The organism is Streptomyces sp. NPDC052101 (genome assembly GCF_040680235.1).
Lineage (GTDB): Bacteria > Actinomycetota > Actinomycetes > Streptomycetales > Streptomycetaceae > Streptomyces.
Genome location: NZ_JBFAWH010000022.1, coordinates 73972 through 100363, shown reverse-complemented (window position 1 = coordinate 100363; position 26392 = coordinate 73972). Strand labels below are relative to the sequence as shown.

18 protein-coding genes and 1 riboswitch are annotated in these 26392 nt (G+C 73.0%); of the genes, 8 read left to right on the top strand and 10 right to left on the bottom strand.

The window, feature by feature from the left end; translation table 11 throughout:
* Window positions 1-91 precede the first annotated feature (91 nt).
* Window positions 92-943: a hypothetical protein gene (locus AB0L75_RS31530; protein WP_365187784.1), complete on the top strand. Its 852-nt coding sequence runs from the start codon at window positions 92-94 to the stop codon at window positions 941-943.
* Between the two features lie 14 nt (window positions 944-957).
* On the opposite strand, the gene AB0L75_RS31525 is transcribed toward AB0L75_RS31530, so the two are convergent.
* Window positions 958-2730, bottom strand: a complete 1773-nt coding sequence (locus AB0L75_RS31525; RefSeq protein ID WP_365187781.1) for a DUF6350 family protein — start codon at window positions 2728-2730, stop codon at window positions 958-960.
* Between the two features lie 93 nt (window positions 2731-2823).
* Between AB0L75_RS31525 and AB0L75_RS31520 the strand changes: the two genes are divergently transcribed.
* A complete protein-coding gene (locus tag AB0L75_RS31520; RefSeq protein ID WP_365187778.1) occupies window positions 2824-3708 on the top strand; it encodes a sigma factor-like helix-turn-helix DNA-binding protein in 885 nt (294 codons plus the stop codon).
* Window positions 3709-3772: 64 nt separating this feature from the next.
* On the opposite strand, the gene sucD is transcribed toward AB0L75_RS31520, so the two are convergent.
* The 7 genes from sucD to AB0L75_RS31485 form a co-directional block, all read right to left on the bottom strand.
* Window positions 3773-4657 (bottom strand): succinate--CoA ligase subunit alpha, encoded by an 885-nt coding sequence (sucD, locus tag AB0L75_RS31515; RefSeq protein ID WP_365187775.1) that lies wholly within the window; start codon window positions 4655-4657, stop codon window positions 3773-3775.
* A 27-nt stretch (window positions 4658-4684) separates the two neighbouring features.
* Window positions 4685-5863 carry an ADP-forming succinate--CoA ligase subunit beta gene (gene sucC / locus AB0L75_RS31510; protein ID WP_365187772.1) on the bottom strand — a complete coding sequence of 393 codons (1179 nt, stop codon included), beginning with the start codon at window positions 5861-5863 and terminating at the stop codon, window positions 4685-4687.
* A gap of 449 nt (window positions 5864-6312) precedes the next feature.
* Entirely contained in the window at window positions 6313-8304 is a 1992-nt protein-coding gene (locus AB0L75_RS31505) for a hypothetical protein (protein ID WP_365187770.1), read from the bottom strand.
* Window positions 8305-8494: 190 nt separating this feature from the next.
* Window positions 8495-9364 carry a hypothetical protein gene (locus AB0L75_RS31500; RefSeq protein WP_365187767.1) on the bottom strand — a complete coding sequence of 290 codons (870 nt, stop codon included), beginning with the start codon at window positions 9362-9364 and terminating at the stop codon, window positions 8495-8497.
* A 146-nt stretch (window positions 9365-9510) separates the two neighbouring features.
* On the bottom strand, window positions 9511-10689 hold the full coding sequence (locus AB0L75_RS31495) for a VWA domain-containing protein (RefSeq protein ID WP_365187765.1): 1179 nt from the start codon (window positions 10687-10689) through the stop codon (window positions 9511-9513).
* A complete protein-coding gene (locus tag AB0L75_RS31490) occupies window positions 10686-13283 on the bottom strand; it encodes a DUF5682 family protein (RefSeq protein WP_365187763.1) in 2598 nt (865 codons plus the stop codon). The genes AB0L75_RS31495 and AB0L75_RS31490 overlap by 4 nt, the downstream gene beginning before the upstream one ends.
* Window positions 13280-14419 carry an AAA family ATPase gene (locus tag AB0L75_RS31485; RefSeq protein WP_365187760.1) on the bottom strand — a complete coding sequence of 380 codons (1140 nt, stop codon included), beginning with the start codon at window positions 14417-14419 and terminating at the stop codon, window positions 13280-13282. Before AB0L75_RS31485 ends, AB0L75_RS31490 begins: the two co-directional genes overlap by 4 nt.
* 140 nt (window positions 14420-14559) lie before the next feature.
* On the opposite strand from AB0L75_RS31485, the gene AB0L75_RS31480 reads away from it, so the two are divergent.
* A complete protein-coding gene (locus AB0L75_RS31480) occupies window positions 14560-15915 on the top strand; it encodes an SWIM zinc finger family protein (protein ID WP_365187758.1) in 1356 nt (451 codons plus the stop codon).
* A 247-nt stretch (window positions 15916-16162) separates the two neighbouring features.
* A complete protein-coding gene (locus AB0L75_RS31475) occupies window positions 16163-17878 on the top strand; it encodes a DUF5691 domain-containing protein (RefSeq protein WP_365187755.1) in 1716 nt (571 codons plus the stop codon).
* Here the strand turns inward: AB0L75_RS31475 and AB0L75_RS31470 are convergent.
* Window positions 17854-18276: a cobalamin B12-binding domain-containing protein gene (locus AB0L75_RS31470; protein WP_189816521.1), complete on the bottom strand. Its 423-nt coding sequence runs from the start codon at window positions 18274-18276 to the stop codon at window positions 17854-17856. The two genes, AB0L75_RS31475 and AB0L75_RS31470, sit on opposite strands and share 25 nt — an antisense overlap.
* Window positions 18277-18500: 224 nt before the next feature.
* On the opposite strand from AB0L75_RS31470, the gene AB0L75_RS31465 reads away from it, so the two are divergent.
* Both AB0L75_RS31465 and AB0L75_RS31460 read left to right on the top strand, forming a co-directional pair.
* Window positions 18501-19352, top strand: a complete 852-nt coding sequence (locus AB0L75_RS31465) for an alpha/beta fold hydrolase (protein WP_365187754.1) — start codon at window positions 18501-18503, stop codon at window positions 19350-19352.
* A 212-nt stretch (window positions 19353-19564) separates the two neighbouring features.
* Window positions 19565-21106 (top strand): M23 family metallopeptidase, encoded by a 1542-nt coding sequence (locus AB0L75_RS31460; RefSeq protein WP_365187751.1) that lies wholly within the window; start codon window positions 19565-19567, stop codon window positions 21104-21106.
* Window positions 21107-21147: 41 nt separating this feature from the next.
* On the opposite strand, the gene pcrA is transcribed toward AB0L75_RS31460, so the two are convergent.
* The gene (gene pcrA, locus AB0L75_RS31455; protein WP_365187749.1) at window positions 21148-23640 is read right to left on the bottom strand and encodes a DNA helicase PcrA; all 2493 of its coding nucleotides are present in this window, start codon (window positions 23638-23640) and stop codon (window positions 21148-21150) included.
* Between the two features lie 271 nt (window positions 23641-23911).
* Window positions 23912-24083, top strand: a riboswitch (cyclic di-AMP (ydaO/yuaA leader).
* A gap of 7 nt (window positions 24084-24090) precedes the next feature.
* Here pcrA and AB0L75_RS31450 point away from each other — a divergent pair.
* Together AB0L75_RS31450 and AB0L75_RS31445 are read left to right on the top strand one after the other, a co-directional pair.
* Window positions 24091-25287, top strand: coding sequence for an NlpC/P60 family protein (locus AB0L75_RS31450; RefSeq protein WP_365187746.1), 1197 nt, complete (start codon window positions 24091-24093; stop codon window positions 25285-25287).
* Between the two features lie 137 nt (window positions 25288-25424).
* Entirely contained in the window at window positions 25425-26390 is a 966-nt protein-coding gene (locus tag AB0L75_RS31445; protein ID WP_365187743.1) for a tellurite resistance/C4-dicarboxylate transporter family protein, read from the top strand.
* The last annotated feature ends 2 nt before the right edge of the window (window positions 26391-26392 follow it).

Genomic DNA, 26392 nt, shown 5'->3' with positions numbered 1-26392 from the left:
GCGGTCGTCATACGGTGCGTTGACGGGGAGGAAGCTCATATCGGACTGCCGGATTCACAGCCGTATTCACCTAGGGGAAGACGCTCTTTTGATGCCCGATCGCAGCCTGCGACTCCTCACGTTCCCTCCGCGCCCGGCCCAGGGAGGCGAGCGTGGCACTGTCCTGCTGCGAGACCGCCCGACCTCGCCCCCGGAGGCTCCGCAGGACGGTCACGCCGGGCACGGTGGGCACAGCGGGCATGCGGGTCAGGGTGGCCGGGACGGCGACGGCCGCAGCGGGGGGCAGCAGGACGACAACCCGTTCGCGCCGCCGCCCGAGGGAGCCCCGGACCGACCCTGGCAGCCCCGCCACCCCGAAGGCACCCAGGGTCACGGCCATGGCTACGGCCACGGGCACGGACAGCCCGGTTCCGGCCCCGGGGGCGGCTCCCCGTGGGGCGGGCAGTGGAGCGACCGCCAGCCCGGGCGCTCCCCCGGCGGCTTCGGCGAGCGGCCCGGCGGCGGCCCCCAGGGTCCCGGCGGACCGGCCGGCCCCGACATGCGCTGGGACCCGACCGACCCCGCCCAGCGCCGCGCGCGCTACGCCCTTCTGTCCGGCATGTGGGCCGTCTTCTTCGCCCTGTTCAGCTGGCCGTACGTGAGCCTGCTGCTGGGCGCGCTCGCCCTGTACTGGGGCATCAGCGCGCTGCGCGCCGAGCCGCGCGGCTCGGGCCCGGCCACTCCGCCGCCCGGCGCCGGCCGCTCCCTGACGACAGCGGCAGTCGGCGGCCTCGTCACGGCCTCCCTGGCCCTGGTCCTGGTCGCCTCGACCTTCACGGTCCAGCTCGTCTACCGGGACTACTACACCTGCGTGAACGACGCCCTCACCCACGAGGCCAAACAGTCCTGCGACCGCCTGCTGCCGCAAGAGTTGCGGGGGGTCCTGGGAGTCGGCAACAGCTGAAGCCGGACACCCGGTCAGTGGGCCGTGTCAGGGGGTTCCGGGGTGCCCGGCCGTGGGTCGGTGCCGGGCGACGGGGGCTCGACCGGGGCGTCAGCATGGTCCTGCGGGTCGGCGGCCTCCCGTGGGGGCGTCCTGCGTGAGACGCGTGCCAGGTCGTCCTGCCAGTCCGAGGGGAACGGGTCGTCGGCCGGGAGGAAGTCGTACAGCTCGTCCGCGTCGACACCGGCCGCGCCGGGCACGGCGGCCCCCCTCCGGGCAGCGCCCTTACCCTTACCCTTGCCCTTGCCCGACTCCTCGGTCCCGCCCTCGGCCGCCTCCTTGCCCTGGCCCGACCCGGCGGCGGTCTCCGTGTCGCCCTCTTCCTCCTCTTCCTCCTTCGTATTCGGCTGCCCCTGATCGGCTCGGTCCGTTCCGCTCCCGGCGTTCCCCGCCTCCGTGCCCTGCCCCGGGATCCCCCCGCCCCGCCTGCGCAGACCCCACAGTCGCCATGCCCGTACGACGAGCGCCACCGGCAGGGCCAACACCGCCGTCCACACTCCCGCCGCTCCCCCGGCCTGCCACCACACCGGCCCGAAGTCGGCCAGCGCGGCGACGCCCAGCGGGCCGCCCGCCAGCTCGGTGAGCAGGGCGAAGGCCGCCGCGCAGACCGCCGCCGTCAGCAGCGCCACCCCGGCGGTACGGGCGGCCGACCAGCGTGCCGCCGCCGGTGCGCCCGGCTCCGGCCGGCCCATGGCGCCCCGCGCCACGAACCACCCCGCCGTCACCCCGGCCGCCACCGGCACCGCCCCCGCCGCCCAGTTCAGCGGCGTCCCCGCGCCCGGGTCCGGCACCGCGGCGAGCAGGGGGAAGGGCGGCAGCAGCGGGGCCGGATCGGAGGCGAACGGGTGCACCAGATGCCTGGCGCCGAGGAGGAACCCGGGGCCGAGCGCGTAGGACGCGGCCCACACCGCCGCGTTGGGGATCAGCGCGACACCGAGCATCAGCACCGCGAACCGGCCCGTCCAACCCTCCGTCAGCTGGAGGAAGGACATCCGAGCCGCACCGCCGTGCCACACCATCGACACCGCGAGCAGCACCGCCCCGCCGCCGCAGAGCACCGCCAGGGCCGCACCGGTGGCCCGTACGGCCGTACCCAGCCGGGCGCGGGCGTCCGCGCCGAACACCAGCCGCCGCACCGGCCCCGGCACCACCACCAGCGCTCTCAGCACCGGCTCGCGCGGGCAGCCGTACGCCGACCACACCCCGGCCGCCGCCGCGCCGGCCGCGACCAGCGGCAGACACACCGTCACCCCGCCCCACGCGGGGCGCAGTACGCCCTCGGAGCAGTACAGCGCGACCGCGACGCCGACGCCGAGATAACCGAGGACGACCCCGGTCCACACCGTGCGCGCCGGTACGGGCGGCGGACCGTCGGCGTCCTCGGGCGGGTCCACCCCGTCCCTGGCCGCCCGGTACACCCGCCACACGGGCAGCGCCAGCAGCAGCAACGGGGTCACGCCCACCGGCATGGGCGCGCCGGACAGCGAGTCGGTGCGGACCAGTTCGACGCCGTGCGCCAGCAGCCACAGCGCGGCAGCCACATGCAGCGCACCGCCCGGACCGCTGTCGGGGTACGGCGAGCTGACCCACAACAGCATCAGGAGCGCGGCGAACGAGGCGAATCCGAGCCCGGCCGCGACGGCTCCGCCCAGGAAGCTCGCGGCCAGCCCGGGCTCGCGCTCCCGCATCCGCGTCAGCAGGGGGGACAGCGATGTTCGGCCGGCGGTCATCAGGTCCACGCCCGCCATGGTCCCAACGACACGCGCTTTCCCGTCGTAACAGGCGAACCTCCGATGTGTCGCCCAATATATGTTTATGTTCTTTTTCGTACGAAAGGGTGCATGGTGACGACGCAGAACACGCTGACGCAGGATCAGGCCGCCACGCCCGCCGAACCGGGGACGGAGCAGGGGACGACCACCCCCGACCTGACGCCGTCTCAGGCCTTCGACGCGCTCTACGCGTTCTGCGCCCCCGCCCTCGTACGCCAGACCTACCTGCTCACCGGGCGCCGGGAACTGGCCCGCGAGGCCGTGGAGCGGGCCTTCCAGCTGGCCTGGCAGCACTGGCCCGAGGTGGCGCAGGACCGGGATCCGGGCGGCTGGGTGCGGGCGGTGGCGTACGACTGCGCGCTCTCGCCCTGGCATCTCCTGCGGCCCCGGTACCGGAACGCGGAGCCGCCGCCGTCCGACCCCGCCGACCGGGCGCTGCTGCACGCCCTGCTGAGACTCCCACCGTCGTACCGGCGCACCCTCGTCCTGTACGACGGTGTGGGCCTCGATCTGCCGGAGACGGCGGCGGAGACGGAGGCCAGCACGCCGGCCGCCGCCAACCGGCTGACCCACGCCCGCGAGGCGCTGGCCGCGCTGCTGCCGGAACTGGCCGACCTCGGCGAACTCCATCGCCGGCTGCTCGTGCTGGCCTCGAAGGAGCGGTTGCGCGCGGCCGAGCCGGAGCCGGTGCGGCGTGAGGGCGAGCGGCGGAACGTGTTCTGGACGCGGGCGGCGATCGCGTCCACGGTGACGATCATCGGCGCGACGACGCTCACGCTATGGACGGCGCCGACGCACTACGAGGCGCCGATCGCTCCGGCCCAGGCGGTCCAGGGGGTTCCGCCGGCCGCAGTGATGGGTCCGCTGTCGCGGGAGGCACAGGCGGTGCGGACGGTGCTGCTGCGCAGGGCCGGCGCACGCGGACCGGCCAGACTGGCACCGGAGCTTCGGTGAGCGTGAACGCCGGTGGGCCCGCCCCCACCTGGGGAACGGGCCCACCAACGCTGAGCCGGGAAGGTCAGCCGGCGAGAATCTCGCGGGCGAGCTTCGCCGTCTCGGTCGGGGTCTTGCCGACCTTGACGCCGGCGGCCTCCAGGGCCTCCTTCTTCGCCTGGGCGGTGCCGGAGGAGCCGGAGACGATGGCGCCGGCGTGGCCCATGGTCTTGCCCTCGGGCGCGGTGAAGCCCGCGACGTAGCCGACGACCGGCTTGGTCACGTTCTCCTTGATGAACGCGGCCGCGCGCTCCTCGGCGTCGCCGCCGATCTCACCGATCATCACGATGAGTTCGGTCTCCGGGTCGTCCTGGAACGCGGCCAGGGCGTCGATGTGCGTGGTGCCGATGATCGGGTCGCCACCGATGCCGACGGCCGTCGAGAAGCCGATGTCACGCAGCTCGTACATCATCTGGTACGTCAGCGTGCCGGACTTCGAGACCAGTCCGATGCGGCCCGGCTTGGTGATGTCGCCCGGGATGATGCCGACGTTCGACTGGCCCGGGGTGATGATGCCGGGGCAGTTCGGGCCGATGATCCGGGTCTTGTTGCCCTTCTTGCCGGCGTACGCCCAGAAGGACGCCGTGTCGTGCACGGCGATGCCCTCGGTGATCACGACGGCCAGCGGGATCTCGGCGTCGATCGCCTCGACGACCGCGTCCTTGGTGAACTTCTCCGGCACGAAGATGACGGAGACGTTGGCGCCGGTGGCCTTGATGGCCTCCTCGACGGTGCCGAAGACGGGTACCTCGGTGCCGTCGAAGTCCACGGTCTGACCCGCCTTGCGCGGGTTCACGCCGCCCACGACGTTGGTGCCGTCACCGAGCATGAGCTTGGTGTGCTTCATGCCCGTGGCGCCGGTCATGCCCTGGACGATGACCTTGCTGTCCTTGTTGAGCCAGATAGCCATGGTGTGTTGTGTCCTCGTCCTGAGTGCTTACTTGGCGGCGTGGGCCAGCTCGGCGGCCTTGTCGGCCGCGCCGTCCATGGTGTCGACGCGCTGCACCAGCGGGTGGTTGGCGTCGGTGAGGATCTGCCGGCCCAGCTCGGCGTTGTTGCCGTCGAGGCGGACGACGAGCGGCTTGGAGACGTTCTCGCCGCGGTCCTCCAGGAGCTTCAGGGCCTGCACGATGCCGTTGGCGACCTCGTCGCAGGCGGTGATGCCACCGAAGACGTTCACGAACACGGACTTGACGTCCGGGTCGCCCAGGATGATCTCCAGGCCGTTCGCCATGACCTGGGCGGAGGCGCCACCGCCGATGTCCAGGAAGTTGGCGGGCTTGACGCCACCGTGGTTCTCACCGGCGTACGCGACGACGTCCAGGGTGCTCATGACGAGACCGGCGCCGTTGCCGATGATGCCGACCTCACCGTCGAGCTTGACGTAGTTGAGGTTCTTCTCCTTGGCGGCGGCCTCGAGCGGGTTGGCCGCGGCCTTGTCGTGCAGCTCGTCCCAGTCGTGGCGGAACTCGGCGTTGTCGTCGAGCGACACCTTGCCGTCGAGGGCGAGCACGTCACCGGAGGCGACCTTCGCGAGCGGGTTGACCTCGACGAGGAGGGCGTCCGACTTGATGAAGGTGTCCCACAGCTTGACCAGGACGTTCGCGACCTTGTCCGCGACCTCGGCCGGGAACTTGGCGGCCGCGACGATCTCGCGGGCCTTGGCCTCGTCCACACCGTCGATCGGGTCGATCAGGGTCTTGGCGACGGCCTCGGGGCGGGTGGCCGCCACCTCCTCGATCTCCATGCCGCCCTCGACGGAGGCGATGGAGAGGAAGGTGCGGTTGGCACGGTCGAGGAGGAAGGAGACGTAGTACTCCTCGAGGATCTCCGGGGCGGTCTCGGCGATCATCACCTTGTGGACCGTGTGGCCCTTGATGTCCATGCCGAGGATGTCCGTCGCACGGGCGACGGCCTCGTCCGCGGAGGCGGCCAGCTTGACGCCACCGGCCTTGCCACGACCACCGACCTTCACCTGCGCCTTGACGACGGACTTGCCGCCCAGTCGCTCGGTGATCTCGCGCGCCGCCTCAGGCGTGTCGATGACTTCACCGGCCAGCACCGGTACATCGTGCTTGGCGAAGAGGTCCCTCGCCTGGTACTCGAACAGGTCCACGCGCTTCCGTCCCTATCAGTGATCTCGCGGTTCGTTGGATGCGTGGGCGTGCCGCGAAGGGCAACGTGACGTCCGCTTGTCACAAGGGGGGCGCACACGGTGTCCGAGCGCGCGGCATGTCCGTCTCGCAGGTTATCGCCGCATGCCGGGGCTCCCTAAATCGAGGGTCACACCTGAGCGGTGATACCTGTCACATGATGCCGGGTTTCCTGGCACGGCGTGCCGACACATGACGGCCTTGGTGACGATGTGCGAGGCCTCACCGGGCTGGGGTTGACCCGGTGAGGCCTCTCGGCCCCGGTGGTTCCGGGGCCGGGGCGGTTGATCCCCACCCCAATGGGGACCACCCGCCCGGGCCGCAGGGCGTCCGGCCGGACGGTCCGACGGCATTCGGCCGTCCGGGTCCGGACACCCCGCGGAGCGTTGGGGCACTCGGCCCGCTCAGCCGGTCACCCCTGGTACCGGATGCCCTGCCCGGCGCCCCGCACGCCGTACGGGTCCTGGAGGTCCTGGACGTAGGTGGGTGCGGCCGTACGGGCGACACCTGCGACCCCCTCGACGGCATGCCCGGCGAGCGGACCACCGGTGTCCCTGGCCGTGCCCTGGACGTCGGACGCGAAGGCCCCGGCCCGCTGGGCGAACGGCGCGTTCGCGCCCGCCACCCCGCCCGCGAAGGGCCCAGCCGCTCCCGCGACACCATGCACCAGACCGGCCGTGCTCCCGCCGACCCCATCGGCCACGGGCGCCACGATCCCCGTGACGGAGCCGACCGCCTGGTGCACCACCCCGGTGGCAGCGTCCGCCCTCTGCCCGACCACACCGGTCACAGCACCGGCGAGCGGCGCGGCCGCGCCCGCCACCCCGCCCGCGAAGGGCCCAGCCGCTCCCGCGACACCATGCACCAGACCGGCCGTGCTCCCGCCGACCCCATCGGCCACCGGCGCCACAGTCCCCGTGACAGTGCCGACCGCCTGGTGCACCACCCCGGTGGCAGCGTCCGCCCTCTGCCCGACCACACCGGTCACGGCACCGGTGAGCGGCGCGGCCGCGCCCGTGACACCGGCCGCGAAGGGCGGCAGCTGGGCGGTCGCGCCGTCGGCGAAGGCACCGGTCCGCGCGGTCACACCGTGCGCGAGCGGCGGTACGGCGCCCACGACGCCGCCCGCGAAGGGCTGGACGTCGCCGGCCACGCCCTGGCCGAGGGCGCCCGCGTCCGCGACGGCCTGCCCGGCGACCGGCACGATCCCGTGCACGGCCCCGGAGGCCACCGGCGGCAGCACGGCCTCCACGGCATCCCGGGTCACCTGCCCGACCAGCCCGCCGGCGTACGACGTCGCGTCCCCGGCCACCGGCCGCACATCGCCGAGGGCACCCGCAGCCACCCCGTGAACCCCGGACACGGCGGCCTCGGCGGCCCCGTGCACGGCGGAGAAGGTGTGCTGGACGGTCCCGTGTCCGCCCGTCACCGCATGCCCGGCCGTGGCCCGGACGCCCGTCACCGCCTGCCCGGCGACCGGCACGGCGCCGTTCACCGCCGCGGAGGCCACCGGCGGGACGGCGGCGGCGGTCGACTCGTCCACGACCGGTGCGACCGCGCCGACGACGCGCTGCTCGACCCCCGTGGCCGTACCGGTGACCTGCGCGGGCACACCGGCGACGGAGGCCTCGGCCGCGTCGGTCGCCCCGGCGGCCGCGCCACGCGCGACGTTCGCGGCACCGGCGGTCCGGCCCTGCGCGCCGGCGACGGTCCGCTGAGCCGTCGTCCGTACGACGCCCTCGACGCCCTGCGCCCTCAGGCGGGCGGCCGCCTGGGTGGCCTGGAGCTTGGTCTGGGCGGCGGCCAGGGCCTCCTCCACCTCGGGGGCGAAGGAGGAGAGCGGGCCGAAGAGGTAGTCGATCTCTTCCTGCGGAGTGACGCGCGCGGTGACGTGCGAGGTGATGTGTGGGGTGACGTGCTGGGTGACGTGTGGGGTGCTGTGGGAAGCACCCTGGGGCACGGTCGAGGCGGCGTGCGGGGCGGCGTGCGCGGCGTGGGCGACCTGGCCGGACAGGTGCGTCCCCGCGGCCGGGACTTCGGCGTCGGCATGGCGGCGGACGTGGTCGGCGGTGGCGGTGGTCCCGGCGACGCCGCTGGTGGCGGTGGTGGAGGTCCGCTTCGCCTGGGCGGCGGGGCCCGAGGCGGTCAGACTGGCCGAACCGGTCGAGGCGGCCGTGCCGGACAGGTCGGACAGGTCGGAGACGGTGTTCTGGACACCGGAGACGGTGTCGTGGACGCCCGTGAGGACGCCGTCGACCGTACCGGCGACGGTGTCGGTGCCCGCGTCCGGTACGGACACGGAGGTGCCGGACAGCTCGTCGGCACTGGCGGCGGCCGAGCCGAGCGCCCACGCACCGGTGACCCCGGCGGCTATCACGATCGAACGACGGATGTTCTTGTTCATTGCGTACGTCAGTCCTTCGGGAACGACTGGAAACGGCTGGAAGCGGCTGCAAACCGCTGGAAACGGCTGAACGGGCTCCGTCCGGGGACCTCAGAATTCAGAAACACGCAACGCGTGCGGGTCCGGACGGGCGGGGCTGACCTGTTCCGCCCGCACGACAGATCCGCGGCGGGGAGGTCGGCCCTGCTGCCTAGCCGGGGAAGACGGGGATGTCCCGGTGCCGTTCCCGGGTGCGGGGCGCGTCGACGCGCGCGGTGGCGCCGGGCGCGAGCCGCAGCGGCGCCCGGTCGTCGAGGGTGACGGCGTACGCGTCACCGTGGCGGGAGGCGTTGCCGTCGGCGGCCTGCTTTCCGAGCAGACCGTCCGGGTCCCCGGTGGGCATGGGCGTACCGGGGGCGCCCACGGCGGCGGTGCCGTGGCGCGGGAGGGCGTGCGCCGGGGACTGCGGCGCGAAGCCGGTCCGCGGACCGTACGAGGCGACCGTGACCGGCGCACCGACGGCGGTACGAGCCGCCTGGGCATGAGCCGAGGCGTACGGCTGCTTCTGCTCCGCCGAGCCGGGCGCCGTGGCGCCGCCGTGCCGCGGCGGAGCGGGCGCCGTGGACTGCGGCTGCGGCGTCGGGTGGACCGGGAGGTCCGGGACCTGGACTTGGCGGAAGTCGGGCAGCGGCAGGGAGGGCACCGGGGTCCGTGGCTTGTCGACGACTTGGGCCGCCGTGCCCTCGAGGGACCTGGGCACGGTCGGCGCGGCGGTCACAGTGCTCACGGTGCTCACCACGTGGCGTACGGGCGCGCCGGCCGGCTCGCCGACCTCGCGGACGGGGACGACACCCCGCTCGCCGGCCTTGCTCGTGGTGGCGATCCTCCCGATCGCTCCGGAGGGCACCGAAGTCACCTTCGCCGGAACCGGGGTCGCTTCGGCCGCATGCGCCTGTTCGCCGCAGAGGAATCCCAGCGCGAACAGTCCGGCCACCAGCAGCACCAGTTGGAGCGCACGCCGTCCCGCCCCCGTACGCAGCATGCGCACGGCGGTACCAAGGAGGGCTGCTGGGAAGGTCAAGGAGAGGGACATCCTCGAGTCGGCGCGACACGGGCTCCGTCGATCCTTGCACGGCCCGTCCGAGGCCGCGCAACCCGGGTGTTACCGAGGGGTGGTCATGCCCCTTTTCCCTCCTCTATCTTGTCCCTCCTCTTTCGTACCCGGCGTCACGCGGTGTCCGGTATCGGCAGCGGCCGCTTCTCGAGTGCCGCGGCCATGACGTCGGGGAACAGATCGGGTGTGCAGGCGAAGGCCGGTGCGCCGAGCGCGGCCAGCGCCGCCGCGTGCTCCCGGTCGTACGCGGGCGCGCCCTCGTCGGACAGCGCGAGCAGCGCCACGAACTGCACCCCGGACGCCTTCATCGCCGCCACCCTTTTGAGCATCTCGTCGCGGATGCCGCCTTCGTAGAGGTCGCTGATCAGCACGACCACGGTCTCGGCGGGCCGGGTGATCTGCGACTGGCAGTAGGCGAGCGCCCGGTTGATGTCCGTGCCGCCGCCGAGCTGGGTACCGAAGAGAACGTCGACCGGGTCGTCCAGCTGGTCGGTGAGGTCGACCACCGCCGTGTCGAAGACGACCAGCCGGGTGCTGATCGACCGCATCGAGGCGAGGACCGCGCCGAACACGGACGCGTAGACCACCGACGCGGCCATCGATCCTGACTGGTCGATGCAGAGCACGACCTCCTTCTTCACCGACCGCGCGGCGCGCCCGTATCCGACGAGCCGTTCCGGCACCACCGTGCGGTACTCGGGCAGATAGTGCTTGAGGTTGGCCGCGATGGTGCGGTTCCAGTCGATGTCGTGGTGGCGCGGACGGCTGATGCGCGCGCTGCGGTCGAGAGCGCCGGTGAGGGTGGCCCGCGTACGGGTCGCGAGCCGCTTCTCCAGATCCTCGACGACCTTGCGCACGACCGCGCGTGCCGTCTCCTTCGTCGTCTCCGGCATCGCCTTGTTCAGCGAGAGCAGCGTGCCGACCAGGTGCACGTCCGCCTCCACCGCCTCCAGCATCTCCGGCTCCAGCAGGAGTGAGGCGAGGCCGAGCCGGTCGATGGCGTCGCGCTGCATGACCTGGACGACGGAGGCCGGGAAGTAGGTGCGGATGTCCCCCAGCCAGCGGGCCACGGACGGCGCCGACGCGCCGAGCCCCGCCGAACGGTCCCTGCCCGTCTGCGGTTTGTCCCCCTTGCCGTAGAGCGCGGCGAGCGTGCCGTCCATCGCCGCGTCCCGGCCGGACAGCGCGCATCCGGTGCCGTCGGCCTGGTCGCCGCCGAGCACCAGCCGCCAGCGCCGCAACCGCTCCCGCGCCGGATCGTCCACAGCCACCGGCATCGACTCGGTCGTCATGCACCCACCCCCACAAGGCTGTTGCGGTCCGTCGTGTCGCCCAGGTCGCCCACGCCTGTGTCGTCCAGGCCGAGCAGCAGACGCAGCACCGGCACCACGGCGTCGGCGCGCTCGGTGTCCGGCTCGGCGGCGAAGCCGGGTGTCACGGTGCCGTGGGCCACCCGCCCGGCCGCGCGGTCTCCCGGTCCGCGCCGGACCAGCTCGCCGAGCGTTCTGCGCACCCCCAGCTCGTACGCCGCGAACGTGCGCCGCAGCAGCGGCAGTACATCCGTGAACGCCTCCGCCGGCACCCCGCTCAGCCAGCCGTCCACCAGGCCGAGCAGCCGCTCGTCGTGCACCAGCAGCAGTCCTCCCCCGCCACCGACGAAGCCCTCGATCCAGGTGGCCGCGTCGGCGGGCGGCGTCCCCGGCGACAGCGCGAGCCCCATCAACCGGGCGGCCTCCTCGGGCCGCAACGCGCCGTCGTCCAGCAACAACCGCACCGCCCGCCCCCGAAGCACACCGGGCACGCTGTCCCGCGACGACAACGCCCGCAGCACAGCCCGCCAGCGCTCCCGCAGGCCCCCGCCCCCGAACCCGACACCGGAGAAGGCACTGCCCACCGCGCCACCGTCCGCCCCTGCACCGGCACCGGCACACTCAGCGGCGGCGGCAGGTCGGTCGGCGCCATCTCCAGCGCCGACCTGACCCACGGCACCGGCACGCTCCACCGTGCCCGGACCACCATCGCCACCGCCACCGGCTCCGGCTCCGGCTCCGGCTCCGGCTCCGGCTCCGGCTCCGGCCAGGGTCTCCGTCAGCAGCCCCACCGCCGTGTGCACGGCATCCACATGGCCGCGCATCTCGTCCGCCGCGTCCCTGTCGAGCGCGGCGCACGCCGGGGGCAGGCCGACGAAGATGCGTTCGGCGAGGCCCGCGGCGACGTCGGCCAGCGCACCCGTGTCCGTGCCGCGCACATCGCCGTAGCGCAGGGAGCGGACCAGGGCGGGCAGGGCCTGGGCGAGATGGCCGACGTCCGCATCGAGCGCCGCCCGGTCGGCGAGGGCCCGCATGACGACCGGCAGGGCGTCCGCCAGACCGGCGAGCAGGCACTGTTCTGCGAGCGCGGTGACATCGGCGAGCGTGCCCGCGCCGGTCGCGTCCGCCTCGGCCTTGGCCTGCGCCGCGGCCAGTACGGTCGTCCCCCATACGCCCGCCTCGGCCACCCGCACAGACAACTCCGGTTCCCAGCGCAGCCGCCAGGTCTCCCGGAAGGTGCCCGTGCTCCCCCGCGACCGCGCGGGCTCGCCCCAGCCGACGCCGAGCAGCCGCAGCCGGTGCAGCAGCCTGCTGCGGCCGGCGTCGGTGCCGCCCCGCAGGTCCAGCTCCAGTTCGCGCTCCAGCGCCTCCGGTTTGAGCCTCAGCGAACGCTGTTGCCGGGCCAGGTCGCGCTGGAGCGGTACCGCCGGCGCCGACTCCGGGACCTCGCCGAGGACGTCCCCGACCACCAGCCGGTCGTGCACCAGCGCCAGCGGCACATCCGAGCCGTCGCCCATCACGGCGCGCACCGCGTCGGTGGTCTCGCTCAGCCCGGGCAGTGGGCGACCGCGCAGCGCCGCCAAGGTCTCGGCGAGCCGGACGGCCTCGATGACATGGGCGGAGGACACGATCCGGTCCTCCTCCCGCAGCAGCCGGGCCACCTTGGTCAGCCACCGCTCGACCGGCCGGTCGGGGGCGTGGAACAGATGGCTGTACCAGCCCGGCGAGTCGATGCCCGCGCCGTATCCGCTGGACCGGGCGAGCCTGCAGTGGGTCCAGGGCACCCAGGTCAGATCGGCCTTGACCTTGGGCAGCCCCTTCAGCAGGGCCCGGTCCGCGGCGACGGTGGTCTTCGCGCGCAGCGCGGGCACATGCCAGGCCCCGCAGACCACGGCCACCGCCTCCCCGAACTCCTTGCGTGCCGCGCGCAGTCGGAGCCGCATGTGCGCCTCGCGGACGAGGTCCCGGGTGTGCCCGCCTGCTCCGTAGCGCTCGCGGAGCGCGCCCATGGCCTCCGCCAGCGCGGCGAACGGCGCGAACGGGTCCCGCTCCCCCGGGCCCCGGTGCTCGACGACGTCCTCCCACCAGCGTTCGGGATCGTCGTATCCGGCGGTCCCGGCGAGCACGGCGAGCGGGTCGACACGGACCTGCTCCTCGCTGTCCCGGCTTTCATCGCCCTGGCTCTCCTCCGCCTCCGCCTTCTCCCTCTCCTGCTCGCCTTCGTCCCAGGCGAGCGTGTATGCGGCCGGCAGGTCGATGAAGTGGGCCGGGGCACCGTGTTCCACGGCCCAGCGGATCGCCACCCATTCGGGGCTGAACTCGGCGAACGGCCAGAACGCCGAGCGGCCCGGTTCGTCCACGGCGTGGCCCAGCAGGGCGACCGGAGGCCGCAGATCCGGGTCGGCGGCCAGCGTGATCAGCGGGTCGGCCTCGGGCGGGCCCTCGATCAGGACGGCGGCCGGCCGGGCGGCATCGAGCGCGCCGCGCACCGCGCGGGCGGAACCCGGACCGTGATGCCGTACCCCCAGCAGCAGCGGTCCGGGGTCGTGGGCCTTGGGCCAGCGGGTGTCGTTCATGCGCTCACCTCCCGGCACGCGCGGTAGAAGTCCGTCCAGCCGTCGCGTTCGCGGACCACCGTCTCCAGGTACTCCTGCCAGACGACCCGGTCGGCCGCCGGGTCGCGCACGACGGCGCCGAGGATGCCCGCGGCGACATCGCCCGGGCGCAGCACGCCGTCGCCGAAGTGCGCCGACAGGGCAAGGCCGTTGGTGACGACGGAGATCGCCTCGGCCGTGGACAGTGTGCCGCTGGGCGACTTCAGCTTGGTGCGGCCGTCGGCGGTGATGCCGTCGCGCAGCTCGCGGAAGACGGTCACGACCCGGCGGATCTCCTCGATGCCGTCGGGCGCGGCCGGCAGATCGAGGGAGCGGCCGAGCTGCTCCACTCGGCGGGTGACGATGTCGACCTCGGCGTCGGCGCTCTCCGGCAGCGGCAGCACCACGGTGTTGAAGCGGCGGCGCAGCGCGCTGGAGAGGTCGTTGACGCCTCTGTCCCGGTCGTTGGCGGTGGCGATGAGGTTGAACCCGCGGACCGCCTGGACCTCCTGGCCCAGCTCCGGGACGGGCAGGGTCTTCTCGGACAGGATCGTGATCAGCGTGTCCTGCACATCGGCCGGGATACGGGTCAGCTCCTCCACGCGGGCCGTCATGCCCTCGGCCATGGCGCGCATGACGGGACTCGGCACGAGCGCGTCGCGGCTCGGGCCGTTCGCGAGCAGCTGCGCGTAGTTCCAGCCGTAGCGGATGGCCTCCTCCGGGGTGCCGGCCGTGCCCTGCACCAGCAGGGTGGAGTCGCCGCTGACGGCGGCGGCCAGGTGCTCCGACACCCAGGTCTTCGCGGTGCCGGGCACGCCCAGCAGAAGGAGTGCGCGGTCGGTGGCGAGCGTGGTGACGGCGACCTCGACGATCCTGCGCGGGCCCACGTACTTGGGTGTGATCACCGTGCCGTCCGGCAGGGTGCCGCCGAGCAGATACGTCGCCACCGCCCACGGCGACAGCTTCCAGCGGGCCGGGCGCGGACGGTCGTCCTGCGCGGCGAGAGCGGCGAGTTCGGCCGCGAAGGCGTGCTCGGCGTGCGGGCGCAGCGCCGATGCGTTCTCGCCTTGGCTCGGTTCGACGGTGGTCGGTCGCTCGGACGCGGATGTGACAGACATGGCGGACATGGCTGAGGCCCCCTCCAGCTCGGCCGGTTCGGTCTGACATCCACCGTGCACCACGCCACTGACAATCGCTCCGACCTGCACAAACTCCCGCTCCGGGCCGATTGTCAGTGGCGGGACCTACCGTCGGTGGCATGACTGAGCAGGGGGTGCGCTGGACCGCGGAACAGGTGCTGGCACTGACGCCTGACGCCGCGTCACGCAAAGCGGGAGGCAAGCTCGGCGCGGCTGGTCCGTGGTCCGAGGCGGGAAGCGGAGAGGGGACGGTGTGGGGGCTGTGCAAGGGCAGTGGCGGCAGGCCGTATCAGACGGTGGTCGATCTCGCCGGCGCGGCCGGTCCGGCGTACAAGTGCAGTTGTCCGAGCCGTAAGTTCCCGTGCAAGCACGCGCTCGGGCTGCTTCTGCTGTGGGCGGGCGGCGACGGCTCGGTGCCGGCCTCCGCCGAACCGCCGGACTGGGCCGAGCAGTGGCTCGCGGGCAGACGTGAGCGCGCCGAGAGCAAGGAGCCCCGGAGAGAGGGGAGTTCGGGGAGCGGGGCCGCCGATCCCGAGGCGGCGCGGCGGCGGGCCGGGCGCCGGGCCGAGCGGGTCACGGCGGGCGCGACGGAGCTGGAGCAGCGCCTCGCCGACCTCCTGCGCGGCGGCCTGGCCGCGGCCGAGCAGGCGGGGTACGGACTGTGGGACGAGACGGCGGCCCGCATGGTGGACGCACAGGCACCTGGACTCGCCGCGCGCGTACGGGAGTTGGGGGCGATCCCGGCGTCCGGCGCGGGCTGGCCGGCCCGGCTGCTGGAGGAGTGCGCGCTGCTGCATCTGCTGGACCAGGGCTGGCTGCGCCGCGACCGGCTGCCGGACGCCCTCGCGGCCACGGTCCGCTCCCGGCTGGGCCTGCCCGCCACGGCGGACGGCGCGCCGGTCCGCGACCACTGGTTGGTCCTCGCCCAGTACGACACGGTGGACGCCAAACTGACGACCCGCCGGATGTGGCTGCACGGCGCTGCATCGGGTCGCACCCGGCTGCTGCTGTCCTACGGCGCGGCCGGCCGGGCTCCGGAGCTGTCCCTGCCGGTCGGGCTGGCCCTGGACGCGGAGCTGTCCGCCTATCCGGGTGCCGGTCAGTCCCGGTCCGCCCTGGGCGAGCGGTTCGCGCCACCCGCACCGGCCGCGTTCCGCCCGTCGGGCACGACCACGGCCGAGGCGGCGGCCCGATACGGTGAGGCGCTGCGCGACGACCCCTGGCTGGAGTCGGTCCCGGTGACGCTGGACCGGGTGATACCGGTCCCGGACGGCGACCTGTGGCAGCTGGCCGACGCCGACGCGGACTCCGCGCTGCCGCTGACCCGCACCGCCCGCTCCCGCCCCGGCCTGTGGCGACTGGTCGCACTGTCCGGCGGCGCCCCGGTCAAGGTGTTCGGCGAATGCGGCCACCGCGGCTTCACCCCGCTCACGGCCTGGCCGCAGGACACGGGCGAGCCGGTACCGCTGTGCTGACCGCTCCACTGGCGAAGCGACACCTTCGCCCCGCGAACACACCCGGCCGACACGGAGCCACCGAGCTGACCGGCCCCCGGAAACCGACACCGACACCAACACCGGCAGACGCACTCGTCCGAGATGGCGCCTCCGTAACAACCGGTCACAGACGCCGACACCAACACCCTCGGACACACCCGGTCGAGGCGGCGCCGCCGTGCGGACCGGCTCACCGGACATGGACCCACGCAGGGAAGGGAACGCGATGAACGGGACGTCCTCGGCCAGCGCGGCCACCGCGGCTGCCCCGAGCCCCTGGGAAGACCTGGTCACCGCCGCTCTCCTCGGCACCGACCGACGCCCCGCGGCATACGGCGGATCAGGCCGGCAGGCCCCGCTGGCGCTGCTCGACGAGGCCGCCGTGGCGACCGTACGGCGGCGGGCGGGGCTACGGCCCGCTCGGGCGGCCCGCCGACCGGAACCGGCGGCCGAGGATCCGCGCCCGGCGCTGCCCGGCGCGGCGGCCCGCAGGCTCGCCATGCTGCTGGCCGACCGATCCGGCGGCGGGGCCGGTGGCCGCCGGGGCAGCTCACCGGATCTCATGGAGCTGCTCCCGCAGTGGCTCGCGGCGGCGAACGCGCAGGGGTACGCGCCGCCTCCGCAGGCGCTTCCCGCCCTGCTGGACGCGGCCCGGGGCCGGACGGATCTGCGCCCGGCGGCGCTGGCGTTCGCGGGCCCGCGCGCACTGTGGCTGGCCCGGCTGAACGCGGACTGGCGGTTCGCCCTGCGCGCGGCCCCCGGCGGCGGCGCCAAGCTGCCCGATCCCGAGGACACCGAGGCGGTGCTCCGGCTGTGGCAGGAAGGCCTGTTCGCGGAGCGGGCGGCCCTGCTGGGCGCGCTGCGCGCCGGTGCGCCCGCGCTCGGACGCGAGCTGCTGGCGTCGACGTGGCCCACGGAACGGGCGGAGGACCGGCTGATGTTCCTCGACTCGCTGCGCACGGGGCTGTCCGCCGCGGACGAGCCATTCCTGGAGCAGGCGTTGGGCGACCGCAGCCGCAATGTGCGGGCGACGGCGGCGGAGCTGCTGTCGGCGCTGCCCGCTTCGGCACTCGCCGCGCGCATGGCCGTACGGGCTACGGCATGCGTGGCCCTCGACCGTACGAAGGACGCGCCGGCGATCGTGGTGGAGCCGCCGCTGGAGTGCGACTCCGGCATGGAGCGGGACGGTGTGGCGGGCACGCCTCCCGCGGGCAGAGGGGAACGGTCCTGGTGGCTGGGGCAGTTGGTCGAGGCCGCCCCGCTCGGCACCTGGCCGGGGCGGCTCGGCGGGCGGACGGCGCGCGAGATCGTGGCGCTGCCGGTGGCGGACGGCTGGCAGGCCGAACTGCACGCCGCCTGGTGCCGGGCCGCGGTGCGACAGCGGGACCCGCAGTGGTCGAGGGCGCTGCTCGGCTCACCGTCGGCGCCGGAGGCCGGCGGGCCGGGCGCGGTGTCGCTGGCCGAGCGGGCGAAGCTGCTGGCGACCCTGGATCCGGGGGAACGGGCCGCCTGGGTGGCCGGCTTCATCGCGACGCACGGTCTGTCGGAGGCGTTCCAACTGCTCGGGGTGTGCGCCGTACCCTGGGCCGCGCCACTGGGCCGGGCGGTCGTCGACGCGCTCAACATCGCGCGCGACGCGGGCAGTTACCCATGGAGCTTCAGCGGGGTGATGGGGCTGGCCGAACGCTGCCTGGACCCCGCGGAGGCCATACGGCTGGAGGGACTGCTGGCGATACCCGACGAACGGGAAGATGCCGCACCCGGGGCCGGCGGGTACTGGGCGGAGGCCTTTCAGCGGCTGATGACCACGCTGCGGTTGCGGGCGGACATGGCCGAGGAACTGACCCCGGACGGCGGACTCACCGAACCGCCGGCTCAACCGCCAAAGGCACACGCTCAACCAGCTGAGGCGACTGCTCAACCACCGGAGGCAGCCGGCTGACGTACGTTCTCCCGCACCCACTCCACGATCGACGCCGTCGTCGCACCCGGCGTGAAGATCTCCGCGACGCCCTTCTCCTTCAGCGGCGGGATGTCCTCCTCAGGGATGATGCCGCCGCCGAAGACGAGGATGTCCTCGGCCTCGCGCTCCTTGAGCAGGTCGATCACCGCGGCGAACAGCGTGTTGTGCGCGCCGGAGAGGATGGACAGGCCGATCGCGTCGGCGTCCTCCTGGATGGCGGTGTCGACGATCTGCTCCGGCGTCTGGTGGAGCCCGGTGTAGATGACCTCCATACCGGCGTCGCGCAGGGCACGCGCGATGACCTTGGCCCCGCGATCGTGGCCGTCGAGTCCCGGTTTGGCGACCACCACGCGGATCGGACCCGCTGCCACACCCATCACTGCCTCCATCAGACGACCCCGGAAGCGATCGCTTCCGTCCGTAACGACAAGTACCGCACTTTTGGCGCGTTCCGCCACCCGTCGCGAAGTGAACGAACGTTATCTCCAGCATCCCGCAACCGGCAGTTTTACGGTGCGCAGCGAGGGGGAAATCACATGGTGGGACATGAGGGCACACGGGGGATGGAGCCGTCCTCCGGCGTGCCGACAGGAGGTCGGCCATGAAGGTCACCGGGGTACTGCCGCTCTTCCTCCCGCTCTACCGGCGCCTGTGGCCCGGCGGGCTGGCCGGATTCTCCGTGGCGCTGCTGAAGGCGACCGCCCTCGAGGCCGTGATCCTCGCCGGCCATCTGCTCCTCTACCCGACCGGCCTCACCCAGGAGCGCCCCTTCCCCGTCCTGCCCGCCCAGGACGGCACCGCCCAGCTGCCGGTCCGGGCCGGGCCACCGGTGCTGCTGCTGCACGGTTTCATCGACAACCGCTCGGTGTTCGTGCTGCTGCGCCGCAACCTCGCCCAGCACGGCGGACAGCGCGTCATATCGCTCAACTACTCGCCGCTGACCTGCGACATCCGTGCCGCCGCCGAACTGCTCGGCCGGCATGTCGAGGAGATCTGCGAGCGCACCGGCAGCGACCGGGTCGACATCGTGGGGCACAGCCTCGGCGGGCTGATCGCCCGCTATTACGCGCAGTGCCTGGGCGGCGACCTGCGGGTGCGCACGCTCGTCACGCTGGGCACGCCGCACTCCGGGACCAGCGTGGCGCCGCTGGCCAACGCCCATCCGATCGTCCGCCAGATGCGGCCCGGTTCGGGGGTGATAGAGGAGCTGGCCCGGCCCGCACCCGGCTGCCGTACGCGGTTCGTCAGCTTCTGGAGCGACCTGGACTCCGTGATGGTGCCGCTGGAGACGGCCTGCCTGGAGCACCCCGATCTCGATGTGCGGAATGTCCGGGTGACCGGTATCGGGCATCTCGCGCTGCCCGTGCACCCCGCCGTCGCGGCCGGGATACGCGAGGCGCTCGACACCGCGCACCCCGGGAACCGGGTGGCCGACGGCCTGACGGTGGCGTGACGCACAGGCGACATACAGGTGACGAACGGTCACCGCACATCGAACACCAATCGAACCCTGGGCCAAACTCGTGTCCGGTGCCCCCGAAACACCGCCGAATGCCCGTTTCCCGCCAACGCGAAACCAACTGAAGATTGTCGCGCCCAGGTACCGGCGGGTACAGTCGCCGCACTGCTCTGGCAGCCCCTGTTGTCGAGGCGAAAGAGAAGTTGGTGAACGACCGTCACCCGTCGGGGACCATGACCTCCCCGGCCCCGGCTTCCGACGCCTCCGCAGCGCACTACGCGCCGTACGGAAGCCAAGAAGCCCCCTACGGTGACCTCACCACGTACGGCGGCTACGGCGCCACCGCTTTTCCGGACGGCACCGGCTCCTACTCCACCGACCCGCTCTTCGGCAGCCTGCCCGGCCAGCAGGGCATCGGCGCGTACGACACCACGCAGTGGCAGACCGGCCAGACCCCGGCCTACGACCCGTACGCCGCCCAGCACCACGCCACCTACGGCTCCGGCATCCACGACACCACCGCCTGGACGGTCCCCGCCCAGGCGACAGGCAACGACATCAGCGGCCACTGGGACACCAGCGCCTGGCTGCAGCCGGGCCAGTCCGGCGCCGAGCCGACCCAGCAGTGGGAGTGGGGCACCCAGACCTTCGAGACGGGCACGTACGACGCCACGCAGTGGAACTCCGGCGGCCCGGCCATGAGCATGCCGGCGGAGCCCGAGCAGGCTGCCGAACCGTTCGGCCAGCAGGCCGGTGCCGCCTTCGACCAGGTCGGCGACGCACAGCCGACCGCTGCCTTCGCGCAGATGCCGTACGAGCATCAGACGCCGTTCGGGAACCAGGCGCCGTACGAGGACGGGGTGCCGTACGAGGACGGGATGCCGTACCAGGACGGCGTCTTCGGTGAACAGCCTTCCGGGGGCGACGAGTCGAACGCCATGCCCCAGCTGCTGGACGACCAGGAAGAGGTCGTTCCGGCGCCGACGACCCGCGCCGGCGCACGCAGCGCCGCGCGTTCCCGCCGGCGCACGCCCGCCAAGCGCTCCGCGCTGCTGACCGTCGCCGTGCCCTCGGTCTGTGTGATGGGGGTCGCCGGGATCGCCGCCGCCTCCGTCGGCGCCCTGAGCGACGACGGCAGGGACACCACCGCCTCCGCCTCGGACGCGCAGGCGGTCAAGCCGTCGATCGCCAACAGCAAGCTGGACTCCCAGCTCACGAACCTCTCCGCCGGCGCCGACGACTTCGCCGACCGGGCCAGCCGGACGCAGGAGCGGCTCGACCTCAGGAACCAGCAGGCGCTGGAGAAGAAGAAGGCCGCCGCGGCGGCCGCGCTCAAGGAGCGGCTGCGCCCGAAGTTCGTGCTGCCGGTCACGCAGAAGGGGCTCAGCGCCTTCTTCGGCCAGGCGGGGGTGAACTGGATGTCGGTGCACACAGGCATCGACTTCCCCGTCGCCTACGGCACCACGGTGATGGCCGCGACCGACGGCGTCGTCTCCACGAAGTGGAACAGCGCCTACGGCAACATGCTGATCGTGACGGCGAAGGACGGCACGGAGACCTGGTACTGCCATCTGTCCAGCTATCGCGTCGCCTCCGGCACGAGCGTCAAGGCCGGGGATCCGGTCGCCTTCTCCGGCAACTCCGGCAACTCCACGGGCCCGCACCTCCATTTCGAGGTGCGTCCTGCGGGCGGGGCGGCGATAGACCCACTGCCGTGGCTACGGAGCCACGGGCTCGATCCGACCTGAGCGTCCCCCGGGCCCTCGCCGACGGCGAGGGCCCGTTCGTTCTACAGCTTCTCCACTGGCGCGTACCGCAGCAGCAGCCGCTTCGGCTTGGTGTCGCCGAAGTCGATCGTCGCCTCCGCGTTCGCACCCGTGCCCTTCACGGCGACGACCGTGCCGAGCCCGAACTGGTCGTGGGTGACGCGGTCCCCGACGGCCAGCCCGACGACCGGCTTCTCCGCCGTGCGCCGCGTGGCGAACCCGGACGCGCCCGACGCCGACGAGCGCGAGCGGGTCGAGGACAGCGAGGCCGCGATCCCGGAGGCCGGGCCGGAGGACACCGGCGCCGCGGCTCCCGTCCGCTTCCACTCCACATGGACGGGCGGGATCTCCTCCAGGAAGCGGGAGGGCGGGTTGTACGACGGCTGGCCCCAGGCGCTGCGCATCGCCGAACGCGTGAGGTAGAGCCGCTCCCGCGCGCGGGTGATGCCGACGTACGCCAGCCGCCGCTCCTCCTCCAGCTCCTTGGTCTGGCCGAGGGCGCGCATGTGCGGGAAGACGCCGTCCTCCATGCCGGTCAGGAAGACGACCGGAAACTCCAGGCCCTTGGCGGTGTGCAGGGTCATCAGGGTGATGACGCCGGAGCCGTCCTCGTCCTCGTCGGGGATCTGGTCGGAGTCGGCGACCAGCGCGACCTGCTCCAGGAAGTCGGACAACGCCACCGACTCGCCCTCCCCGCGGTCCTGCTCGAACTCCAGGGCCACGGCCGCGAGTTCCTGGAGGTTCTCGATGCGGGTCTCGTCCTGCGGGTCGGTGGAGGCCTGCAACTCGGCCAGATAGCCGGTGCGTTCGAGCACCGCCTCCAGGACGGTGGCCGGTCCGGCGCCGGACTCCACGATCGTCCGCAGGTCCTCCATCAGCGTGTTGAACCGCTTGACCGCGTTGGTGGAGCGCGCGGCCATGCCGTACGCCTCGTCCACGCGCTTCAGCGCCTGCGGGAAGCTGATCTTCTCGCGCTGGGAGAGCGCGTCGATCATCGCCTCGGCGCGCTCGCCGATGCCCCGCTTGGGCACGTTGAGGATGCGGCGCAGCGGCACCGAGTCCTCGGGGTTGGAGAGGACGCGCAGATAGGCGAGGACGTCCCGGACCTCCTTGCGCTCGTAGAAGCGGACACCGCCGACGACCTTGTAGGGCAGGCCGACGCGGATGAAGACCTCTTCGAAGACACGGGACTGGGCGTTGGTGCGGTAGAAGACGGCGACGTCGCCCGACTTGGCCTCGCCCGCGTCGACGAGGCGGTCTATCTCGTCGGCGACGAACTGGGCCTCGTCGTGCTCGGTGTCGGCGACGTAGCCGGTGATCCGCGCGCCCTGGCCGGCGTTGGTCCACAGGTTCTTGGGGCGGCGGGACTCGTTGCGCTCGATGACCGCGTTGGCGGCGCTCAGAATCGTCTGCGTGGAGCGGTAGTTCTGCTCCAGCAGGATCGTCGTCGCATCCGGGTAGTCCTCCTCGAACTGGAGGATGTTGCGGATCGTCGCGCCGCGGAAGGCGTAGATCGACTGGTCCGCGTCACCCACGACGCACAGTTCGGCGGGCGGGATGTCGTACTCACCGGGCGGGGTGTCCGCGTCCTGCGCGGAGCGTTCGCCGGTGCCGACGAGTTCCCGTACGAGCGCGTACTGGGCGTGGTTGGTGTCCTGGTACTCGTCGACCAGGACGTGCCGGAAGCGGCGGCGGTAGTGCTCGGCGACGTCCGGGAAGGCGCGCAGCAGGTTGACCGTGGTCATGATCAGGTCGTCGAAGTCGAGCGCGTTCGCCTCGCGCAGCCGCGACTGGTAGAGCGCGTAGGCCTGGGCGAGGGTCTTCTCGAAACCGTCGGCGGCCTGGGCGGCGAAGTCCTCCTCGTCGATCAGCTCGTTCTTCAGGTTGCTGATCTTCGCGCTGAAGGACTTCGGCGGGAAGCGCTTGGGGTCGAGGTCCAGGTCGCGGCAGACCAGGGCCATCAGGCGCTTGCTGTCGGCGGCGTCGTAGATCGAGAACGACGAGGTGAAGCCAAACTTCTTGCTCTCCCGGCGCAGGATGCGCACGCATGCGCTGTGGAAGGTCATCACCCACATCGCGTTCGCCCGCGGGCCGACGAGCTGCTCGACGCGCTCCTTCATCTCGCCAGCGGCCTTGTTGGTGAAGGTGATCGCGAGGATCTGGCCCGGGTGCACATTCCGCTCGGCGAGCAGGTGGGCGATGCGGTGGGTGAGCACACGGGTCTTGCCGGAGCCGGCGCCGGCGACGATGAGCAGCGGGGAGCCGGCGTGCACGACCGCGGCGCGCTGGTTGTCGTTCAGCCCCGCCAGGAGGGCCGCCGAGTCGAGCACGGGGCGGGGGGCGCCGTCGCGGTAGTAGACGTCCCGGTCCGGCGGCACGTCGAACTTCCCGCCGAACAGATCGTCCGGAATCGACTCCGGAGCGTGATCGTCCTCGGGTGGCGGCGGGGGCTCCTCCGCGTGCCCGCGAGGGGGCTGGAGGTCCGCCAGGAAGCTGTCGTCAAAGAGGCTGCTCATCGCTCTCCGAGTCTAGGGCGCCCCACCGACAACCGGTCGCCGTCCCCGGAACATGGCCGGTTCGCGAGGAGAGTCGATCTCCACGGCCCGGCGGTCCGCGCGGCCCACCGGCCGCTCACGCAGCGGAACCACCCCATGACGCAGCCGTGAAACCGCCCCCAGGTCACAAAAATGTATCGGACATATCACGCACCAACCTTCACAGGAGTCACACGAGTTGGCTAGCGTGCGTCCGGGCCGTACGACCCCTACCGGCGATCCCCGCCGGGCCGCACGGCCTCCGCCGAGTCCGGCGCGCCTCCGCTTGGTGCCCGGAGCCGGGGACCCACCGATCCTGGGGTGAATCGGCCGACTCCCGCCCGGGACGACGCCGTAGGGCAACCCTTCCGAACCCCCGCCCGAACCCGACAGCTAACCCGGTAGGCGGCCCACTGGAAGGAGTCGCCTCCCTTGGCGTCGCATCGCAAGCCGCGCCCCGGCGGAAACCTCGGAGCAGGCCTCCGCGCTCCCGCCCTCGCCACCGCCGCCCTCACCTCCATGGCCGTGTTCTCTCAGACCGCCGAGGCCACCCCGGGAACCGATCACGCCAAGCCGAGCCTGGAGGAGGTCGAGAAGAAGGTCGACGACCTCTACCGCCAGGCCGAGTCGGCGACCGAGAAGTACAACGCGGCCAAGGAGCGGACCGGCAAACAGCGGGGGCGCGTCGACGCCCTGCGCAACGAGGTCGCCCGGCGCACCGGACGGCTCAACAAGGCCCGTGAGCAGCTGGGCTCCTTCGCCGCGGCCCAGTACCGCACCGGTGTCGCCGCTCCCGACACGGCCACCTTCCTGCTCGCGGACAGCCCGCAGGACTACTTCGACCAGACCCAGCTGATGAACCGGCTGACCTCGCGGGAGAAGAGCGCGGTCGACGACTACATAGGCGAGCAGGCCGCGACCATGAAGGAACGGCGGGAGGCCGCTCAGAGCCTGCAGACCCTGACCGACTCGCAGCACGACCTGCAGACCGCCAAGGCCACCGTCCAGACGAAGCTCGCCTCCGCGCGCGAGCTGCTGTCGCAGCTGACGGCCCAGGAGAAGGCGCGGCTGGCCGCCATCGAGCGGGAGAAGCAGCAGGAGGCGGACCGCAAGGCGGCCGAGCTGGCGAAGCAGCAGGCCGAGCAGCAGGCCAACTCGTCATCATCCTCGTCCACGGGGTCCGGGTCCGGATCGGCTTCCGGTTCCGGATCGACGGGGTCCGGCTCGACGGGGTCCGGGTCGACCGGCTCCTCGACCTCCGGCTCGTACGACACCAAGGCCGAGAAGGCGATCGCCTTCGCCCGTGCGCAGATAGGCAAGCCCTATGTGTGGGGCGCCACCGGGCCGGACTCCTACGACTGCTCCGGCCTCACCCAGGCCGCCTGGAGGGCCGCCGGCGTCACGCTTCCACGCACCACGTACGACCAGGTCAACACGGGCACCACGGTCTCCCTGGCCGACGCGCGGCCGGGCGACCTGGTCTTCTTCTACGACGACATCAGCCACGTCGGCGTCTACATAGGCAACGGCATGATGATCCACGCCCCGAAACCGGGCGCGTACGTCCGCGAGGAATCGATCTACTACGGCGGAGAGTCCATCATCCACAGCGTGGTCCGGCCGGGCTGACCGCGGCCGGGCTGACCGCGGCCGGGCTCCGGAGCGCCCGGGCCTTCCGCGTTCCACGCACGCGTGCCGCGTTTTCGCGCTCCACGCGTGCGTGCCTTTCCCGGGCGGGGATCCGGCCGCTCCCTAGCATCAGGCGCATGCCCGGCATCCCAGGTCTGCGTGCGTGGTGGGCGGACCGGCCCCCCGCGGCCGGGGCCGCCGTGATGGCGACCGGCATCCTGTCGGTCGGCCTGCGTATGACCGGCGCGGAGACGGTCTCCCGGTTGGCGTTGGCGATGGTCTGCGTCGCCTGGGTGGCGCTGGCCGCCGACTTCGTCCTGCGGCTGTGCGGCGAGCGGCTGCGCTGGGTGGCGGAGGCGGGAAGTCCCGGGGCACTCACCGCCGTCGCCGCGACCACGGTGCTCGGCACCCGGATCTCGGCGCTGGGCCGGCAGCCCCTGGCCGAGGCGCTGCTGGCGCTCGCGGCGCTGCTCTGGCCGGTGCTGCTGTTCCTGGTCGTACGGCGCTGGAGGCGGCGCATGCCGGGAGCGGTGTTCCTGTGTTGTGTGGCCACACAGGGGCTCGCCGTACTGGCCGCCACGCTGGCGGCGGCGGAGCGCACGGCGTGGCTCGCGCACACCGCGCTGGTGCTGTTCTGGCTGGGCCTGGTGCTCTACGGCCTCGCGCTGGCCCACTTCGACCTGCGGCAGGTGCTGGAGGGGGCGGGTGACCACTGGATCGCGGGCGGGGCGCTCGCGATCTCGGCGCTGGCCGGGGCGAAACTGCTCGTCGCCGCGGATACGGGCCTGTATCTGTGGGATGACGACGACCGCGGCGTGCTGCGCGCCGTGACGGTCGCGCTGCTCGTGCTGGATCTGGCCTGGTATCTGGTGCTGCTGGCCGCCGAGGCCGCGCGGCCCCGGCCCGGCTACGACGAGCGGCGGTGGTCGACGGTGTTCCCGATGGGGATGGCGGCGGTGGCGACACTGTCCGTCGCGACCGCCGTCGGCGTCCCGTGGCTCAGCGGGCCGGGACGGGTGCTGCTGTGGGTGGCGGTGGCGGTGTGGCTCGCGGTCGCCGCCGGCGCGGTGCGCGCGGCCCGCGCCGGCGGCCGGAACGGTTGACC

Excerpts from the sequence above, each read along its gene's own strand:
- AB0L75_RS31475 (WP_365187755.1), top strand. The coding sequence starts at position 16,163 with ATGAACGGGACGTCCTCGGCCAGCGCGGCCACCGCGGCTGCCCCGAGC.
- sucD (WP_365187775.1), bottom strand. The coding sequence starts at position 4,657 with ATGGCTATCTGGCTCAACAAGGACAGCAAGGTCATCGTCCAGGGCATG.
- AB0L75_RS31445 (WP_365187743.1), top strand. The coding sequence starts at position 25,425 with ATGCCCGGCATCCCAGGTCTGCGTGCGTGGTGGGCGGACCGGCCCCCC.
- AB0L75_RS31495 (WP_365187765.1), bottom strand. The coding sequence starts at position 10,689 with ATGACGACCGAGTCGATGCCGGTGGCTGTGGACGATCCGGCGCGGGAG.
- AB0L75_RS31520 (WP_365187778.1), top strand. The coding sequence starts at position 2,824 with ATGGTGACGACGCAGAACACGCTGACGCAGGATCAGGCCGCCACGCCC.
- AB0L75_RS31525 (WP_365187781.1), bottom strand. The coding sequence starts at position 2,730 with ATGGCGGGCGTGGACCTGATGACCGCCGGCCGAACATCGCTGTCCCCC.
- AB0L75_RS31505 (WP_365187770.1), bottom strand. The coding sequence starts at position 8,304 with ATGAACAAGAACATCCGTCGTTCGATCGTGATAGCCGCCGGGGTCACC.
- AB0L75_RS31490 (WP_365187763.1), bottom strand. The coding sequence starts at position 13,283 with ATGAACGACACCCGCTGGCCCAAGGCCCACGACCCCGGACCGCTGCTG.
- AB0L75_RS31480 (WP_365187758.1), top strand. The coding sequence starts at position 14,560 with ATGACTGAGCAGGGGGTGCGCTGGACCGCGGAACAGGTGCTGGCACTG.
- pcrA (WP_365187749.1), bottom strand. The coding sequence starts at position 23,640 with ATGAGCAGCCTCTTTGACGACAGCTTCCTGGCGGACCTCCAGCCCCCT.
- AB0L75_RS31485 (WP_365187760.1), bottom strand. The coding sequence starts at position 14,419 with ATGTCTGTCACATCCGCGTCCGAGCGACCGACCACCGTCGAACCGAGC.
- AB0L75_RS31465 (WP_365187754.1), top strand. The coding sequence starts at position 18,501 with ATGAAGGTCACCGGGGTACTGCCGCTCTTCCTCCCGCTCTACCGGCGC.
- AB0L75_RS31530 (WP_365187784.1), top strand. The coding sequence starts at position 92 with ATGCCCGATCGCAGCCTGCGACTCCTCACGTTCCCTCCGCGCCCGGCC.
- AB0L75_RS31470 (WP_189816521.1), bottom strand. The coding sequence starts at position 18,276 with ATGGGTGTGGCAGCGGGTCCGATCCGCGTGGTGGTCGCCAAACCGGGA.